At 75.4% G+C, this 16,164-nt stretch carries 14 protein-coding genes and 1 pseudogene; 9 read left to right on the top strand and 6 right to left on the bottom strand.

Going from position 1 to position 16,164, the window contains the following annotated elements:
- The first annotated feature begins 67 nt into the window (after nt 1–67).
- The 5 genes from ACZ3KJ_RS16045 to ACZ3KJ_RS16025 are packed head-to-tail and all read left to right on the top strand — an operon-like array spanning nt 68 to nt 4,567.
- A complete protein-coding gene (locus ACZ3KJ_RS16045) occupies nt 68–1,384 on the top strand; it encodes an MFS transporter (protein WP_467527392.1) in 1,317 nt (438 codons plus the stop codon).
- Nucleotides 1,381–2,211, top strand: coding sequence for a putative hydro-lyase (locus ACZ3KJ_RS16040; protein WP_467527391.1), 831 nt, complete (start codon nt 1,381–1,383; stop codon nt 2,209–2,211). The genes ACZ3KJ_RS16045 and ACZ3KJ_RS16040 overlap by 4 nt, the downstream gene beginning before the upstream one ends.
- Before the next feature lie 18 nt (nt 2,212–2,229).
- Nucleotides 2,230–2,988, top strand: coding sequence for a LamB/YcsF family protein (locus ACZ3KJ_RS16035; RefSeq protein WP_467527389.1), 759 nt, complete (start codon nt 2,230–2,232; stop codon nt 2,986–2,988).
- A complete protein-coding gene (locus tag ACZ3KJ_RS16030) occupies nt 2,985–3,701 on the top strand; it encodes a 5-oxoprolinase subunit B family protein (protein WP_467527388.1) in 717 nt (238 codons plus the stop codon). Before ACZ3KJ_RS16035 ends, ACZ3KJ_RS16030 begins: the two co-directional genes overlap by 4 nt.
- Entirely contained in the window at nt 3,698–4,567 is an 870-nt protein-coding gene (locus ACZ3KJ_RS16025) for a 5-oxoprolinase subunit C family protein (protein ID WP_467527386.1), read from the top strand. Before ACZ3KJ_RS16030 ends, ACZ3KJ_RS16025 begins: the two co-directional genes overlap by 4 nt.
- A 106-nt stretch (nt 4,568–4,673) precedes the next feature.
- Here the strand turns inward: ACZ3KJ_RS16025 and ACZ3KJ_RS16020 are convergent, their stop codons facing one another.
- From ACZ3KJ_RS16020 to ACZ3KJ_RS16000, 5 genes and pseudogenes are all read right to left on the bottom strand, one after another.
- Nucleotides 4,674–5,588: an SGNH/GDSL hydrolase family protein gene (locus ACZ3KJ_RS16020; RefSeq protein WP_467527384.1), complete on the bottom strand. Its 915-nt coding sequence runs from the start codon at nt 5,586–5,588 to the stop codon at nt 4,674–4,676.
- A 320-nt stretch (nt 5,589–5,908) separates the two neighbouring features.
- Nucleotides 5,909–7,048, bottom strand: a pseudogene (locus ACZ3KJ_RS16015) (glycosyltransferase); the annotation flags it as partial.
- Nucleotides 7,045–8,172, bottom strand: a complete 1,128-nt coding sequence (locus ACZ3KJ_RS16010) for a glycosyltransferase family 4 protein (protein ID WP_467527383.1) — start codon at nt 8,170–8,172, stop codon at nt 7,045–7,047. The pseudogene ACZ3KJ_RS16015 and the gene ACZ3KJ_RS16010, both read right to left, overlap by 4 nt.
- A gap of 170 nt (nt 8,173–8,342) precedes the next feature.
- On the bottom strand, nt 8,343–9,764 hold the full coding sequence (locus ACZ3KJ_RS16005; protein WP_467527381.1) for a HEAT repeat domain-containing protein: 1,422 nt from the start codon (nt 9,762–9,764) through the stop codon (nt 8,343–8,345).
- Between the two features lie 335 nt (nt 9,765–10,099).
- A complete protein-coding gene (locus tag ACZ3KJ_RS16000) occupies nt 10,100–10,492 on the bottom strand; it encodes an ankyrin repeat domain-containing protein (RefSeq protein WP_467527380.1) in 393 nt (130 codons plus the stop codon).
- A gap of 262 nt (nt 10,493–10,754) precedes the next feature.
- Here ACZ3KJ_RS16000 and ACZ3KJ_RS15995 point away from each other — a divergent pair, with 262 nt between their 5' ends.
- Together ACZ3KJ_RS15995 and ACZ3KJ_RS15990 are read left to right on the top strand one after the other, a co-directional pair.
- Nucleotides 10,755–10,949, top strand: coding sequence for a hypothetical protein (locus ACZ3KJ_RS15995; protein ID WP_385067198.1), 195 nt, complete (start codon nt 10,755–10,757; stop codon nt 10,947–10,949).
- Nucleotides 10,950–11,040: 91 nt separating this feature from the next.
- Nucleotides 11,041–12,609 (top strand): ATP-binding cassette domain-containing protein, encoded by a 1,569-nt coding sequence (locus ACZ3KJ_RS15990; protein WP_467527378.1) that lies wholly within the window; start codon nt 11,041–11,043, stop codon nt 12,607–12,609.
- A 498-nt stretch (nt 12,610–13,107) separates the two neighbouring features.
- Here ACZ3KJ_RS15990 and ACZ3KJ_RS15985 read toward each other — a convergent pair whose 3' ends face one another.
- Nucleotides 13,108–14,625 carry an SCO1417 family PLP biosynthesis transcription factor gene (locus ACZ3KJ_RS15985; protein WP_467527376.1) on the bottom strand — a complete coding sequence of 506 codons (1,518 nt, stop codon included), beginning with the start codon at nt 14,623–14,625 and terminating at the stop codon, nt 13,108–13,110.
- 104 nt (nt 14,626–14,729) lie between these two features.
- On the opposite strand from ACZ3KJ_RS15985, the gene yczE reads away from it, so the two are divergent.
- Together yczE and ACZ3KJ_RS15975 are read left to right on the top strand one after the other, a co-directional pair.
- Nucleotides 14,730–15,386: a membrane protein YczE gene (gene yczE / locus ACZ3KJ_RS15980; RefSeq protein WP_467527374.1), complete on the top strand. Its 657-nt coding sequence runs from the start codon at nt 14,730–14,732 to the stop codon at nt 15,384–15,386.
- Nucleotides 15,383–16,150 (top strand): glycerophosphodiester phosphodiesterase family protein, encoded by a 768-nt coding sequence (locus tag ACZ3KJ_RS15975; protein ID WP_389519488.1) that lies wholly within the window; start codon nt 15,383–15,385, stop codon nt 16,148–16,150. Before yczE ends, ACZ3KJ_RS15975 begins: the two co-directional genes overlap by 4 nt.
- The last annotated feature ends 14 nt before the right edge of the window (nt 16,151–16,164 follow it).

Here is a 16,164-nt window from a genome sequence, read left to right as displayed (position 1 = left end):
CGGCACCACCACCGCACGGCACGGCTCAGTCCCAGCACCCTCCGTCATCCCTCAGTGAGGTGCCTCCATGAGCACGACCCCTCCGCCATCGCGGGCCCCGTCCACCACCACCTCCACCACCACCCGCTCCCCCGCCGCCGGCCGCGCCGACGAGAACGGCGCACTGGGCTGGCTGCGCGCCCTCGGTCCGCGCGGCCGCCGCGCCTTCGCGGGCGCGTTCGGCGGCTACGCGCTCGACTCCTACGACTACTTCACGCTGCCGCTGAGCATGGTCGCGCTGTCGGCGTACTTCGGCCTGGACAGCGGCCAGACCGGCCTGTTCACCACGGTCACGCTGGCCGCCTCCGCGATCGGCGGGGCCCTCGCCGGCGTGCTGGCCGACCGGATCGGCCGGGTCAGGGCCCTGATGATCACGGTGATCACCTACGCCGTCTTCACGGTCGCCTGCGGCTTCGCGCCGACCTACGGGACACTGCTGGTCTTCCGCGCCCTCCAGGGCCTCGGGTTCGGCGGCGAGTGGGCCGTCGGCGCGATCCTGGTCGCCGAGTACGCGAGCGCCCGGCACCGGGGGCGCACCCTGGGCGCGATCCAGAGCTCGTGGGCCGTCGGCTGGGGGCTGGCGGCGGTCGTGTACACGCTGGTCTTCTCGGTGTTCGGCGACGACGTGGCCTGGCGCGTGATGTTCTGGACCGGCGCCCTGCCCGCCCTGCTCGTGGTGTGGATGCGGCGCCGGGTGCAGGACGCGCCGACGGCCGTCGCGGCGCGCGAGCAGAGCGGCGAGAAGGGCTCCTTCCCGGCGATCTTCCGCGGCCCCCTGCTGCGCACGACGGTCTTCGCTGGCCTGCTCTCCACCGGCGTCCAGGGCGGCTACTACACCCTGGCCACCTGGGTTCCGACGTACCTCAAGACCGAGCGCGGCCTGTCGGTGGTCAACACCGGCGGCTACCTGACGTTGCTCATCTCGGGCGCCTTCCTGGGCTACCTGACCGGCGGCCACCTCACCGACCGGCTGGGCCGGCGCCGCAACATCTGGCTCTTCGCCCTGCTGTCGGCGGTCTGCATCCTGGCGTACGCGAACATCCCGGGCGGCGCCGACACCCTGCTCCTCGTCCTCGGCTTCCCGCTCGGGTTCTGCATGTCGGCGATCTTCAGCGGCTTCGGGTCCTTCCTGAGCGAGCTGTACCCGACGGCGGTGCGCGGCACGGGACAGGGATTCACGTACAACACCGGGCGCGCCGTGGGCGCCGTCTTCCCCACCACGGTCGGTTTCCTGGCCGACAGCTGGGGCGTGGGCGGTGCGCTGGTCTTCGGCGCGGTCGGCTACGGCCTCGCGGCCCTGGCGCTGCTGGGGCTGCCGGAGACGCGCGGGAAGGAGCTGCTGTGAACCGTCCGGCCCGTACGGAGGACAGCCCCGTGGCCCTCGTCGACGAGCACGCGCGCGCGTGGAGCCCGGCCGTCGCCCGGTCCCGGTTCCGGGACGGGCTGACGGGACCCACGGCCGGGATCGCGGCGGGCCACACCCAGGCCAACCTGATCTCGGTGCCCGCGGAGTGGGCGTACGACATGCTCCTGTTCTGCCAGCGCAACCCCAAGCCCTGCCCGGTCCTCGACGTCACCGACGCCGGTTCCTGGACGACCGTGCTGGCCGGGGGCGCCGACCTGCGCACCGACCTGCCGCGCTACCGGGTGTGGCGGGACGGCGAGCTGGTGGACGAGCCGACGGACGTGCGCGCGCACTGGCGCGAGGACCTGGTGACGTTCCTGCTCGGGTGCAGCTTCACCTTCGAGTGGGCGCTGGCCGGGGCGGGCGTCCCGATCCGCCACGTCGAGCAGGGGCGCAACGTGCCCATGTTCGTGACGAACCGTCAGTGCCGTCCGGCGGGGCGGCTGCACGGGCCGATGGTGGTGTCCATGCGCCCGGTGCCGCCCGAGCACCTGGCGGCGGCGATCCGGGAGAGCAGTCTGCTCCCGGCGGTGCACGGCGGCCCCGTGCACTGCGGCGACCCGTCGGGGCTGGGCATCGAGGACCTCGGCCGTCCGGACTTCGGCGACCCGGTGGACGCCGGTCCGGACGACATCCCGGTGTTCTGGGCCTGCGGTGTGACCCCGCAGGCGGCGGTGACGGCCTCCCGGCCGCCGTTCGCCCTCACCCACGCGCCGGGGCAGATGTTCGTCACCGACGCCCGCGACGAGCAGTACCGCGTGGCCTGATCAGGAGAGACTGGAACCATGACCGCGATCGATCTGAACGCCGACCTCGGCGAGGGCTTCGGCCGCTGGCGGCTGACCGACGACGAGCAGCTCCTGTCCGTCGTCACCAGCGCCAACGTGGCCTGCGGCTTCCACGCCGGGGACGCGGCCACCATGCGGCGGGTGTGCGAGCTGGCGGCCGAGCGGGGCGTGACGATCGGCGCTCAGGTCTCCTACCGGGACCTGGCGGGGTTCGGGCGGCGCGCCATGGACGTGCCGTCCGCCGAACTGGCCGCCGAGGTGGCGTACCAGATCGGTGCCCTCCAGGTCTTCGCGCGGGCGGCGGGGGCGCGCGTGGCGTACGTCAAGCCGCACGGCGCGCTCTACAACCGGATCGTGCGCGACGAGGAGCAGGCCGGCGCCGTGGTCGACGGCGTGCTCCTCGCCGACGCCACGCTGCCGGTGCTCGGGCTGCCCGGCTCGCGCGTGCTGGCGCTGGCCGCCGAGGCGGGTCTGCCGGCCGTCACGGAGGCGTTCGCGGACCGCGCGTACACCGACGAGGGCACGCTCGTCCCGCGCGCGCAGGACGGGGCCGTCATCACCGATCCGGACGCCGTCGTCGAACGGTCGGTGGGTCTGGCCCGCTCGGGGCTGGTCACCTCCCGCTCGGGCGCGCGTGTCGCGGTACGCGCGCGTTCGCTGTGCCTGCACGGCGACACCCCCGGCGCGGTGGAGCTGGCCCGCCGGGTCCGCCGGTGCCTGGAGCGGTCGGGCGTCCGGGTGGAGGCCTTCGCATGAGGGCACTGCCCGTCGGCGAGGACGCCCTGCTCGTCGAGGTGGACTCGGACGAGGAGGCCCAGGCCCTCCACGCGGAGCTGCTGCGGCGCCGCGCGGAGGGCTCGCTGGCCGTCCGCGAGATCGTCCCCGCCGCCCGTACGGTCCTCCTCGACGGCCTGGACGACCCGGTCCGCCGGGCCGGCGAGCTCTCTTCCGCCGCCGTCCCGCCCGCTCCCAGGCCGGCCGGCGAGGTGGTCGAGCTGCCGGTGCGCTACGACGGTCCCGACCTCGCGGACGTCGCCGCGCACTGGGGCGTGCCGGAGCGGGAGGTGGCCCGCATCCACGCGGGTACCGAGTTCCGGGTCGCGTTCTGCGGCTTCGCGCCCGGGTTCGGCTACCTCACGGGCCTGCCGGGGCGCTACGACGTCCCGCGGCGGGCCACCCCGCGCACGGCCGTCCCGCGCGGATCCGTCGCACTGGCGGGCCCGTACACCGGTGTCTACCCGCGCTCGTCACCCGGCGGCTGGCAGCTGATCGGCACGACGGACGCGGTGCTGTGGGACCACACGCGCGTGCCGGCCGCGCTGCTGACGCCGGGCACGCGCGTGCGTTTCGTACCGGTCTCGGGGGAGGGCGGGAGCTCCGGGGAGGGCGGGGACTCCGGAGAGGGCGGGGACTCCGGAGAGGGCGGGAGCTCCAGGGAGAGCTCGGCCTCCGGGAGGGGCGCGTCATGAGCGACCGTGCGCTCTCCGTCGTCCGCGCGGGTGCCCTGACCACCGTGCAGGACCGGGGCCGGCCCGGCCATGCCCACCTCGGCGTGCCCCGCTCCGGCGCCCTGGACGGGCCCGCCGCGGCGCTCGTCAACCGGCTGGTCGGCAACCCGCCCGAGGCCGCCGTCCTGGAGACGACGGTCGACGGCTGTACCCTGCGCCCCCGTTCGGCGGTCACCGTGGCCGTCGGCGGCGCGCCGTGCGCGGTCACCGTCGACGGCCGGCCGGCCGCCTGGGGCGCGCCCGTGCGGCTGCCCGGCGGCGCGCTGCTGGACGTCGGGCCGGCGGTCCGGGGACTGCGCAGCTACGTGGCCGTGTCCGGCGGCGTCGCCGTCGAGCCCGTCCTCGGCAGCCGGTCCACGGACCTGCTGTCCGGTCTCGGTCCGCCGCCCCTCACGGACGGCACGGTCCTGCCCCTGGGGCGGGTTCACGCCCCGCACGCGCGCGTGGACACCGCCCCGCAGCCGGCGCCCCCGGCGGAACTCGTGCTGCGGGTGACGCTGGGCCCGCGGGACGACTGGTTCACGCCGGAGGCGGTCCGCGTGTTCACCACGCGCGCGTACCGGGTGTCGGCCGCGAGCAACCGCATCGGCCTGCGCACGGAAGGCCCCGCCCTCGAACGGGTCCGTCCGGGCGAGCTCCCCAGCGAGGGCATGGTGCTGGGCGCGGTCCAGGTCCCCCCGGACGGCAGGCCGGTCGTCTTCCTCGCCGACCACCCGACCACCGGCGGCTACCCGGTGATCGGGGTCGTGCGTGCGGCCGACCTCGCGTCCGCCGCGCAAGCGGTCCCGGGGACGCCGGTCCGCTTCACCGCCGTACGCCGCCGCTGAGGCCGCCTACGACACCACTGGCGGCCGGCGCGCGACACCACTGGCAGCCGGCGCACGACACCACTGGCAGCCGTCGGCGGCCCGCCTGCGACGGCTCGACCTCCGGTCAAGCGGAGGCGTGGGCCCGGCCGGTGTCCGGCTGCCGTTCCACGACGGACAGCGCGGCCAGCGCCGCCGACACCGCGGCGGCGGCCCGCAGGTCCAGCCGGGCGCTCGTCCCGCGCGCGTGGTGCCGTATCTCGTCCGCCGCCAGTGCCAGCAGCTGGGGCAGCAGGTCGGTGCACCGCCGGGCCACCCACCCGGTGCCGGCGGTCGCCAGCCACCGCAGTCCGGCCGACCGTGTGGGCGGCGGGAACTCCGGCTCGGGCGAGGGCGCTGTCCCGGTCGCGAGGCCGGACCCGGCCAGCAGCGCGTGGAAGCGCACCGCCAGTTGCCGGTGGCCGCGCTCGCCGGGGTGGAGCCGGTCCGCGCTCCACATCGCGCGGTCCGCCAGCCACGCGCCCTCGCAGGCGTGCAGATGGACGGCCCCGTAGCGGTCGGAGAGCGCGTGGACGACGGCGTTGACCGCGCGCTGCCGTCGGGCGAGCGGGCGGGCGAGAGCCCCCGGAAGCCCCAGCATGGCGCCCGGGTCGGGCAGGCACGCGGTGAGCAGGACCGCGCCCTGCTCGGTGAAGGAGCGGTACACCGTGTCGAGGCGGGCGGCGACGGCGTGGATGTCGAAGGTGCAGCGCAGGGTGTCGTTGACGCCGATCAGGACCGAGACCAGGTCGGGCCGGAGCGCGAGCCCGGCCGGGAGCTGCCGTTCCAGGACGTCCCGCGTCTGGGCCCCGCTGACGGAGAGGTTGGTGAACGAGACGGCTTCCCCGGCCCGGTCTGCTTCCCCGGCCCGGTCGGCTTCCCCGGCCCGGTCGGCCAGTCCTCCGGCGAGCAGCGCCGCCCAGCCGCGCCACCGCCCGCCCACGGGGTCGCCGACGCCCTCGGTGAGCGAGTCCCCGAGGGCCACGAAGCGGACGGCTCTCATCCGAGCCCCCCGGACGCGGGCCGCGCCGCGACCGGCGTGTCCCGCCCGCCGGACCGGACGGCCACCGCCCCCTCATCCACCGGGGAGTACGTCGACACCGCCCCCTCACCCACCGGAGAGTAGGTCGGCACCACCCCGTCACCCACCGGGGAGTACGACGCCACCACCCCCTCACCCCCCGGAGAATGCACCTGCACCGCCCCCACCGGCGGCCGGCCCGGAACCGCCTCCGCGCCACTCCCGTCGGAACGGGACGGCGACTCCCCCGCACCCCCACCGGCGCGGATGCCTCCCGTCTCCCCGTCCAGGACCGCGCCGGGGAGCACGGGCGCGTCGTGCGCCGCGAGGAACGCGCGTACCGCGGTCCCCCACCCGAAGCACTCCGCACGCGCGCGTGCGGCCTCCCCGCGCTCCGCCACGGGCTTCGCCAGGAGCGTCTCCACCGCGTCCGCGAACGCCTCCCCGTCGTCCGCCGCGACGGCGCCCGCGGCACCGATCACCTCGGGCAGCGCGGACGAGGCGCTCACGACCACGGGTGTCCCGCAGGCCATGGCCTCCAGCGCGGCGAGCCCGAAGGTCTCCGCGGGCCCCGGTGCCAGGCACACGTCCGCGGACGCCTGGAGGGCACCCAGCGCGCCCCGGTCGGAGACGTGCCCGAGGAAGACGACGGGCAGCCCGCGTTCCCGCGCCCGGCTCTCGAGCCGGCCCCGCAGCGGCCCGTCCCCGGCGACGACCAGCACCGCGCGCCGGCCGCGCCCTATCAGGGCCTCCAGGGCGTCCAGCGCGGTACCGGGCCGCTTCTCGACGGACAGCCGGGTGCACGTGACCAGGAACACCTCGTCCGCGCGCGCGTAGCGCCCCCGCAGCCGGGGATCGCGCAGCGCGGGGTGCCGTTCGGCCAGGTCGACGCCGAGCGGTGCGCGCACCACGTTGCGGACGCCGATCCGCACGAACTCCCGCTCGGCGAACTCGGTGGTGCACACCACGCGCGCGTAGGTGTGCGCGGTGCGGAGGTTGAGCGCGTCGGCGGCCCGGCGCGCCGTCTCCTGCGGCACGCCCCAGGTGCGCAGCACGCCGTCCGCGGTCTCGTGGGAGACCATCACGGCGGGCACGCGCGCGCGGCGCGCCCACTTGCCGGTCCAGCGCAGCGTCGTGCGGTCGGAGACCTCCAGGCGGTCGGGCGCGAGCTCCTCCAGGAGACGGGCGACGCGCCGCTTGCCGGTGAGGACCCGGTAGCCGCCGGTGCCGGGCAGCAGCGGTCCGGGGAGGGTGATCACCCGGCCCTGCTCGGTCTCCCGGTCGTCCTCCCGTCCGCCCGGCACGATCAGGACCGGTTGGTGTCCGGCGGCGCGGTAGCCCTTGCCGAGTTCGCGCAGCGCCGTGCGCAGCCCGCCCGACGCGGGCGCGACGAAGTTGGCGAGCCGGACGATCCGCAGCGGTCGGTGCGTCCCTCCGCTCATGCCGCCACCACCGGCCGGCGCGCGGCGAGCACGTCCGTGTAGTGGCCGATCAGCTGGTCGCCGACGGCGGCCCAGGTGCGGCCCTCCACCGTGGCCCGGCCGGCCGCTCCGTACGCGGCCCGCCGCGCGGGGTCGGCGGCGAGGGCGCGCACCGCGTCGCGCACGGCGGCGGCGTCGCGCGGCGGGACGAGCAGGCCGGTGCGTCCGTGGTCGACCAGGTCCAGCGGTCCGCCCGCGGCGGGGGCGACCACCGCCACGCCGCTGGCCATGGCCTCCTGGACGGTCTGGCAGAACGTCTCGAAGGGACCGGTGTGGGCGAAGACGTCCAGCGAGGCGAAGACGCGGGCGAGGTCGTCGCCGGTGCGCCGCCCCAGGAAGACCGCGCCGGGCAGGGCCTCGGCGAGCCCGGGCCCGCTGGGGCCGTCGCCCACCACCACGACCCGTACGCCGTCCAGGCCGCACACCCCGGACAGCAGTTCGACCTGCTTCTCGGGAGCGAGCCGCCCGACGTAGCCGACGATCACCTCGCCGTTCGGGGCGAGGGCCCGGCGCAGTGCCTCGTCACGGTGCGCGGGGCGGAAGCGGGCCGTGTCCACGCCCCGCGCCCACAGTCTGACCCGGGGCACGCCGTGCGTCTCCAGGTCGCGCAGGGCCGCGCTGGAGGGGGCGAGCGTGAGGTCGGCGGCGGCGTGGACGGACCGGATCCGCCGCCAGGCCGCGGCCTCCCCGGCGCCCATGTAGGTGCGGGCGTATCCGGCCAGGTCGGTCTGGTAGACGGCGACGGCCGGGATGCCGAGCCGGGAGGCGGCCGCCATGCCGCGGACGCCGAGGACGAAGGGGCTGGCCAGGTGGACCAGGTCGGCGCGGTGGTCGGCGATGGCGGCGGCGACGCGTCGGCTGGGGAGGGCGACGCGGACCTGGGGGTAGCCCGGGAGCGGGAGGGAGGGCACACGGACGACGGGGCAGGGCGCCTGGGCGTCGGGCCCGCTGCCGGCCGCGGTGGCCGGCGCGACGACGAGCGGGAGGTGACCGCGGTCTGCGAGGTGCCGGGCGGTCTGGAGCGCGCAGTGGGCCACGCCGTTCACGTCGGGGGGAAAGGATTCGGTCACGATGACGACACGCATACCGGTGTTGTCGCCGCGCTGAACGTGGCCGCGTCAAAGTGGATCTGTCCGAACGACAAACGTCCCGTGAGCGTTGCGCTGCGCGCCCTCGCAGGTCGGGCGGTGTCCATGCCCGCCCGTCCGGGAGGTCACCCCGTGTTCACCCGGCGGGCATGGCTCGGCCCGGGGGTTCACATGGCGGACGTCGCGTCCGGTCCGATCCGGCTGCGGACGGCCGTCTGGACCTCCGCCTCCTCGGCCGGGTCGGCGGCGAGCCGGCGCAGCCGTTCGACGACCCGGGCGTCACCGGTCTCGGCGTGCCGGGCGGCGATCTCGCGGGTGGTCTCCTCGCAGTCCCACAGGCACTCGACGGCGAAGCCGGTGGCGAAGGAGGGGTCGGTGGCGGCGAGGGCGCGCGCGCAGCGCCCGCGGAGATGGGAGGACGCCGTCTCCCGGTAGATATGGCGCAGCACGGGGGCCGCGCAGACGATGCCGAGGCGCCCGGCGCCGTCGACGAGGGTCCACAGGGTGGGCGCGTCGCAGCCCTCGCCGCGGACGGCCTCGCGCAGGGCGGCGAGGACGAGGTCGCTGTCGCGGGTGCCGCCCCGGCAGGCCAGCACGCGGCCCGCGGCGGCACCCAGGGCGTCGGGCCGGTGCGCCCAGCCGCGGGCCCGGTCGACGGCGGCGGCACCGCGCATGCGTTCGAAGGCGTCGACGGCTGCCTCCACGACGACCGCCGAGCCGGTGGCCACGGCGGCCTCGATCAGGCCCAGGGCGTCGGGATCCTCGCTGTCGGCGAGGTAGCGCAGGGCGGTGCACCGGGCCCCCTCGGAGCCGTCCCGGGCCGCCCGCACGATCTCGGGCCGGTCGTCGGGCCCGGCCACGGCGGTGAGGCAGCGGGCGGCGGGCACATGGAGCGCGGCTCCGCGTTCGACGCCCTGCTGGGCCCACTCGAAGACGGCCTGCACGCTCCAGCCGGGGCGGGGGCCGGTGGGGCTCATCTGCCGCTGCCAGCGGTCGAAGCAGCCGGCTTCCCGGGCGGCACGCACGCGCGTGGAGACGTACTCACGGGGGTCCTCGGCCCACAGCCGCCAGGGCCGGGGCTCGAAGGCGTCCCGGACGGCGGCGGCCAGCTCGGCCTCGCCCTCGGCGTCGGTGGCGAACCGGGCGAGCACGGGCGCGGCCAGGGCGCGCAGGCCGGCGTCGTCGTCGCGCAGGGCGAGCTCGTCCAGGGCCCAGGCCCAGTTGGACCCCGAGGCCGCGTACCTGCGGAGCAGCCCGAGGGCGTCCCGCCTGCCGTAGGAGGCGAGGTGGCCCAGGACGGCCAGGGCGAGGCCGGTGCGGGACTCGTCGGTGTCGAAGGCGTCCTCGACGTCGAAGAGATGCGCCTCGATCTCGCCCAGGTCGCCGCCGAGGTCGAGGTAGAGGCGGGCGTAGTACAGGGAGCGGTTCTCCACCTGCCAGTCGTGGCGGGGGTCGCGCAGCACACAGTGGTTCAGTGCCGCGAGCGCCTCGGGGCGGGGAGCGGTGAGCGCGTGCAGTGTGCCGTCGCCGCGGCCCCGCTGGAGCAGGCCGAGCAGCGTACCGCTGGGCGCTATGACCGGATCGAACATGGGAAACAGCCTCACATCAAGCGTCGACGCAACCGGGGACGTGCATTACCTGGCCGCGTGACAACACGTCGGGGCGCCCGCCGTTTCCTGCTTGCTGTAAGCCATCTTCCTCTGCCTCTCGTCGGTGGCCCATGCGGGCCGCATCACGGCCCGCGCGGTGCGGCGACACCTGCCCGGCCATCGCGTCCGTGAATCACGTCGTCATGATGACCCGGCAGCTCAACCCGCCGCGACCGAAATTTCCGGCGGCCCCGTACCGCCTCCCCCGTGGTCGTCGATCTACCTGCCCAAAACCTGTGTCCTGGCTGTTCAGGGCCGCTCTGGAGTGTTCGGCGTCACTGGGCGCCGAACAGTTCGAGCAGCTCCGTGCGCGCGAACATCCGGGCCGTGTCGACGGCCGAGGGGGTGCCTGCCGCCGGATCGGCGCCGGCCTCCAGGAGGGCCCTGACGACCTCCGTCTCGCCCTTGAAGGCGGCCCCGGCGAGCGGCGTCTGACCTCGGTCGTTGATGCGGTCGGCGTCGGCGCCGCGGGCCAGCAGTGCCCGCACCGCGTCGGCGTGGCCGTGGTAGGCGGCGAGCATCACGAGGGTGTCGCCGCGGTCGTTGGTGAGGTTGGCCGGAACGCCCGCGTCGACGTACGCCACGAGCGCCTCGGTCTGTCCCCGGCGAGCCAGATCGAAGATCTTGGTCGCCAGCTCCACGACCTCGGGGTCGGGGGCTTCGCTCATCGGCCGGACCGCCTCTCGTTGCAGCCGTTCAGGTGAATCGCCAGGGTACTGGCTCGACGGGCACATGACGGGACCCGTCGAAGGCAAAGATCACCACAGGACCCGTTCGACGCAACTCGCCTGCTCAGAGGGCCCTTCGCAGGTTCCGCCATCAGGGGGAAAACAATCGGTTTTCACCCATTTGCACCTTTAATCGTATGGATACATCCTGTGATCCTGGAAGTACTCATGGTGACTGTCCCCGCGAACCAGGAGAACTCACATGATCCTGTCCATCTCAGGCGTGGTCCTGCTCGGCATCATCGTCTTCCTCTTCTCCCGCAAGGACGGGCTCAAGGCGTCGCACGCCCTGGTCTGCGCCCTGTTCGGCTTCTACCTGGCCAGTACGGCCATCGCGCCGAGCATCAAGGCGGGCGGCGAGAGCCTGGCGAGCCTGCTCGGCGGCATCAAGTTCTGACGCCGCCCGTCCGGCTGTCCTCCCCCAGGACTCCGACAAGCTCCGTCCCGGGGGCACCCCCACCATCCGTACGCACCTCCAGGAGACCGCAGTGGCCCGGCGCCCCCTCCCCCGCATCCTGAGCACCGGCAGCGCGCAGCTCGCCCGGAGCCGGGAGCTGGCCCGGACGGCGGCCGACAGTGCCACCGACGTCCTCCATCCGCTGATCACGATCTCCCGCGGTCTGCGCCGGCTGGCCTCTGCCGGGCGGCGCAGATGGGCCGAGACGCCGAGGGACAAGCGCGGGCCGCTGCTGTGCCTGGCGGCCTCGGTGATCCTGGTCGTGGCCCTGGTGCCGTACGGCCCGCTGCTCGCCGTCGTCACGCTGATGGCGGCGGCGGCCTGGCAGGGCCGGGACCGCACCCCACCGGCTCCCGAAGGCCCTGACGAGTCGCAGACCCAGCGACTCCAGGCGCTGTACGAGGCTCTGGTCCCGTACTTCTCGACGGAGGAGGACCCTTCTCCCCTCTACGCCCATGGCGGCGAGTGGGAGAAGGCCTTCCCGTCGTACGAGTTCGACGGCTCGGGCCGTGTCACCCACCTGGAGGTCGCCTACCCGGCGTATTTCCCGGACGGCGAGGCCGAGGAGCGCGCCCGGATCGAGCACCTGCTGGCGGCCAAGTCCGGCCGGGGCCGCGAGTACCACTTCCACTGGGACGAGGAGGGCAACACGCTCACCGTGACGGTCCTCCACCCGCTCCCCACCGACATCGCCGCCCAGCGCTTCGTGACGGCGCCGGGCGAGACCGTCCTGGGCTTCACCGACCCCTCCCAGGTCCCGCGCACGCTCCCCCTCGGCTTCGGCGGGGAACTCCGTGACGTCCCGCCGGTCGTCTGGCGCACCGGCCTGCGCTCCACCGAGCCGCACCTGCTGGTGACCGGCCAGCCCGGCAGCGGCACCTCCACCCTGCTCCGCTCCATCGCCCTCCAGGCCCTCCGGTACGGCGACGTCCTCGTCGTGGACGGCGGCGGGACCGGTGAGTACGCCTGCCTGACCGGCCGGGACGGCGTCCTGGGCGTCGAGGTCGGGCTGGCCGGGGTGCTGGCCGGCCTGGAGTGGGCGGCGCAGGAGACCGAACGCCGGCTCGTCGCCGCGAACAGCGCCCGCCAGGAGGGCAACCCGCCGCCGGACGACACCAAGCGCCCCCTGTGGCTCCTCCTCGACCGTCCCACGGCGTTCACGCACCTCGCCGAGGCGGAGGGCCGCAAGGATCCACGGGCCTTCCTCGAGGCCCCTCTCCGGCACGGCCGCGCGGCCCATGTCACGGTGGTCGTGGCCGAACAGCTCGACAGCCTGGAGGCCCTCGGCGACGCCGTACGGCAGCACACGCGCGCGCGGGTCGTCCTCGGGCCGGCGTCGGCCGCCCTCGTGGAGTCGGTCCTGGGCGCCCGCCCGCACACCACCCCCGTCGACCACGTCCCGCCGGGCCGCGGCTACGCCCGGCTGGGCAGCGGACCGGTGCACCGCCTCCAGGTGCCGGCGACGCCGGACCCGTACGACGACGCGACCAGCGACGCGCACCGCCAGGCGGTGCTGGACCTGCTGCCGCCCCGTTCGACCCCGGCGGACGACGAGACACCGCCGGTCCCGGCCGAGGCCATGGCCGCCGAGGGCTCGTAGGGAAGGGAAACACCCGACAGCGACCGAGGCCCCGAAGCCGAGGCAGTCGACCGCACCCACCCAGCCCCTCGGGCGACGAAGCGGCCGGCCACTTCCCGGCCCTCCCGGAACCCGGACGGCCGACCACAGCCCGGACACCGCCCGGCACCGAAGCGACCGCCCACCCCTCAGCCGCTCCCCGGCACAGAAGCAACGACCGCCGCCGCCCAGCCGCTCCCCGGCCCAGAAGCAACGACCGCCGCCGCCCAGCCACTCCCCGGCACAGAAGCAACGACCGCCGCCGCCCAGCCACTCCCCGGCACCGCAGCAACCGCGCACCCCTCAGCCACTCCCCGGCACCGCAGCAACCGACCGCCGTCGGCCAGCCACTCCCCGCCGGCTCCGCGGCAACCGACCACGACGCGGCGGCCCGCCCCGGCTCCGCAGCCGGAGCACAGGCCGACGCCCGGTCGGCCGGGCGCCGGGGCCGGGCGCCGGACAAGCGCCGACTGGGCCCGACTAGGCGACGAACGTGCGCGGGCCCTCAGCTCCCACGGTCCCCCCGCTCTCCACGATCCGCGCCGCCGCGGCCAGCCGTGCCGCCGCCTCCTCGGCGACCGCGCCCCCCACGGTGAACGGCAGCCGCACGTATCCCTCGAAGGCGCCGTCGACGCCGAAGCGCGGCCCGGAGGGCACCCGCACCCCCACCCGCTCCCCCGCCTCGGCGAGCCGGGACCCGGACAGGCCCCCGGCGCGCACCCACAGCGTCAGCCCTCCGCTGGGCACCGCGAACTCCCAGTCGGGCAGTTCCCGCCGCACCGCGGCGATCAGCGCGTCCCGGTTGCCGCGGGCCTGGCGGCGCCGCAGCTCCACGGCCTGCTCCCAGCCGCCCGTGCTGAAGAGCCAGTTCACCGCCAGCTGTTCCAGCACCGGCGTGCCCAGGTCGGCGTAGGCGCGGGCCGCGACCAGGCTGCGGATGACGTCCGGAGCCGCCCGGACCCATCCGATGCGCATCCCGGCCCAGAAGGCCTTGCTGGCCGACCCGACGGTGATCACCGTCGAGCCGGCCGGGTCGAAGCCGCACACCGGCCGCGGCATCCCGGCGCCCTCGGCGTCCTCGGCGTCCGCGTCGAGCCACAGCTCGCTCATCGTCTCGTCGGCGACGAGCACGGTCCCCGCCGACCGGGCCGCCTCGACCAGCCGGCGGCGCTGCTCCTCGTCGGCGAGCGCGCCGGTCGGGTTGTGGAAGTCGGCGACGACGTAGGCCATCCGCGGCGCGGCCTCGCGCAGCACCTGGCGCCAGCGGTCCAGGTCCCACCCGGCGAGCCCCTCGGCCATGGCGACGGGCACCAGCCGGGCGCCCGCCTCCCGCATGAGCTGGAGGATGTTGGCGTAGGACGGCGACTCGACCGCGATGCGCTCACCGCGCCCGGCGAACAGATGGCAGATGGCGTCGATCGCGCCCATCGCCCCGGTCGTCACCATGATCTGCTCGGGCATCGTGGGGATCCCGCGCGCGGTGTAGCGCTCGGCGATCATCGCCCGCAGGGCGGGCAGGCCCGCCGGGTAGTCGCCGTGCGTGTGCGCGTACGGCGGCAGTTCCTCCAGCGCGCCCTGCACGGCGCGGGTGAGCCAGGGCTCGGGCGCCGGCAGGGCCGCGCAGCCCAGGTCGATCATCGAGCCGAGGGCCTCAGGTGGCAGGGGTTCGAGGCCGCGCGCGGGCAGCGGGTTCCCGGCCGGGACGGCCGTCCAGCTGCCGGCTCCGCGCCGGGACTCCAGGAAGCCCTCCGCGCGCAGCGCCTCGTAGGCGGCGGCGACGGTCGTACGGCTCACGGACAGCGCCAGCGCCAGTTCCCGCTCGGCGGGCAGCCGGGCGGCGACGGGAACGCGCCCCTCCAGCACCAGCAGGCGGATGCCGTCGGCCAGCGCGCGGTAGGCGGGCGGGCGGCGCGTACCGGGGCCCGCCGGACGGTCCTGCTGGGACATGAGCAGCCGCGCGAGCTGCGCGGCCCCCACCGCCGAGGTCCACTGCGCCATGGTTATCAGTCCACCTTCCCCGAATTGGCCATGGATGACTCTTCCTTCCACGCCACAGAGTGTCATGAGTCAGTCCACTACCACCACAGGGGGTCCCGTTGTCCGTGCCACCGCCGCAGGGCGGCCTCATCCGCCGACTGCTCCAGCTCTACGTCGGACTGGCGCTCTACGGCGCCAGTTCCGCCCTCCTCGTCCGGGCCGGCCTGGGGCTGGAGCCCTGGAACGTGCTGCACCAGGGACTGGCCGAGCTGACCGGTCTGTCGATCGGGGCCGTGTCGATCCTGGTGGGAGCCGGGGTGCTGCTGCTGTGGATACCGCTGCGCCAGCGCCCGGGCCTCGGCACCGTCTCCAACGTCTTCGTGGTGGGCCTCGCCATGGACGGCACGCTCGCGCTCGTCCCCGAGGCGCACGGCCTGACCGCCGGCGTGGCGCTCCTGGTGGCCGGCATCGTCCTCAACGGCGCGGCCACCGGCCTCTACATCGCGGCCCGCTTCGGACCGGGGCCGCGGGACGGGCTGATGACCGGTCTGCACCGGCGCACCGGCCGTTCGATCCGGCTGATGCGCACGGCCGTCGAAGCGGCGGTCGTGGTGACCGGTGTCGTCCTCGGCGGCACGGTCGGCGTCGGCACGCTGCTGTACGCGGTGTCGATCGGCCCGCTCGCCCAGCTCTTCCTGCGGGTGTTCGCCGTTCCCCCGGCATCCGCAGGCAGCACGGTCGTTGCCACCGGGTCACCCCGGGGGGCGATACTTCGTCCGTGAGCACCCTCGTACGCCACCCCTACCTCGACCATCCCGGGCCGATCCCGTTCGCGCACCGCGGCGGGGCCGCGGACGGTCTGGAGAACACCGCTGCGCAGTTCCGGCAGGCGGTCGCGACGGGCTACCGCTACATCGAGACCGATGTGCACGCCACGCGCGACGGCCGGCTCGTCGCCTTCCACGACGCGACGCTGGACCGGGTGACCGACGGCGCGGGCCGGATCGCCGACCTGCCCTGGGCGGACGTCCGGCACGCGCGCGTGGGCGGCAGGGAACCGGTCCCGCTCTTCGAGGAGCTCCTGGAGACCTTCCCCGAGGTGCGCTGGAACGTGGACGTCAAGGCCGAGTCGGCCCTCCACCCCCTGCTCAACCTGATCGGGCGGGCGGGCGCGTGGGACCGGGTGTGCGTCGGCTCCTTCTCCGAGGCCCGGGTGCTGCGGGCCCAGCGGCTGGCCGGTCCGCGCCTGGCGACGTCGTACGGCACCCGGGGCGTGCTCAACCTGCGGCTGCGGTCCTGGGGGGTGCCCGCCGCGCTGCGCCGGTCGGCGGTGGCCGCGCAGGTGCCCGAGACGCAGTCGGGCATCCAGGTCGTCGACCGCCGCTTCGTGCGCGCCGCCCACGCGCGCGGGTTGCAGGTGCACGTGTGGACGATCAACGAAGCGGATCGCATGCACCGGCTCCTGGACCTGGGAGTCGATGGCATCATGACCGATCACATCGACACACTGCGCAAGGTCATGGAGGACCGGGGCGTCTGGGTCTGACCCCGGCCGTACCG

It is taken from the genome of Streptomyces sp. NPDC003248, assembly GCF_055563235.1.
The sequence above is the reverse complement of the archived record's forward strand: the minus strand, read 5'-3'. Positions and strand labels throughout refer to the sequence as shown.

Coding starts and splice junctions, on each gene's coding strand:
- ACZ3KJ_RS16025 (WP_467527386.1), top strand. CDS start 3,698: ATGAGCGACCGTGCGCTCTCCGTCGTCCGCGCGGGTGCCCTGACCACC.
- ACZ3KJ_RS16020 (WP_467527384.1), bottom strand. CDS start 5,588: ATGAGAGCCGTCCGCTTCGTGGCCCTCGGGGACTCGCTCACCGAGGGC.
- ACZ3KJ_RS16030 (WP_467527388.1), top strand. CDS start 2,985: ATGAGGGCACTGCCCGTCGGCGAGGACGCCCTGCTCGTCGAGGTGGAC.
- ACZ3KJ_RS15985 (WP_467527376.1), bottom strand. CDS start 14,625: ATGGCGCAGTGGACCTCGGCGGTGGGGGCCGCGCAGCTCGCGCGGCTG.
- ACZ3KJ_RS16005 (WP_467527381.1), bottom strand. CDS start 9,764: ATGTTCGATCCGGTCATAGCGCCCAGCGGTACGCTGCTCGGCCTGCTC.
- ACZ3KJ_RS15995 (WP_385067198.1), top strand. CDS start 10,755: ATGATCCTGTCCATCTCAGGCGTGGTCCTGCTCGGCATCATCGTCTTC.
- ACZ3KJ_RS16000 (WP_467527380.1), bottom strand. CDS start 10,492: ATGAGCGAAGCCCCCGACCCCGAGGTCGTGGAGCTGGCGACCAAGATC.
- ACZ3KJ_RS16045 (WP_467527392.1), top strand. CDS start 68: ATGAGCACGACCCCTCCGCCATCGCGGGCCCCGTCCACCACCACCTCC.
- ACZ3KJ_RS16010 (WP_467527383.1), bottom strand. CDS start 8,172: ATGCGTGTCGTCATCGTGACCGAATCCTTTCCCCCCGACGTGAACGGC.
- ACZ3KJ_RS16035 (WP_467527389.1), top strand. CDS start 2,230: ATGACCGCGATCGATCTGAACGCCGACCTCGGCGAGGGCTTCGGCCGC.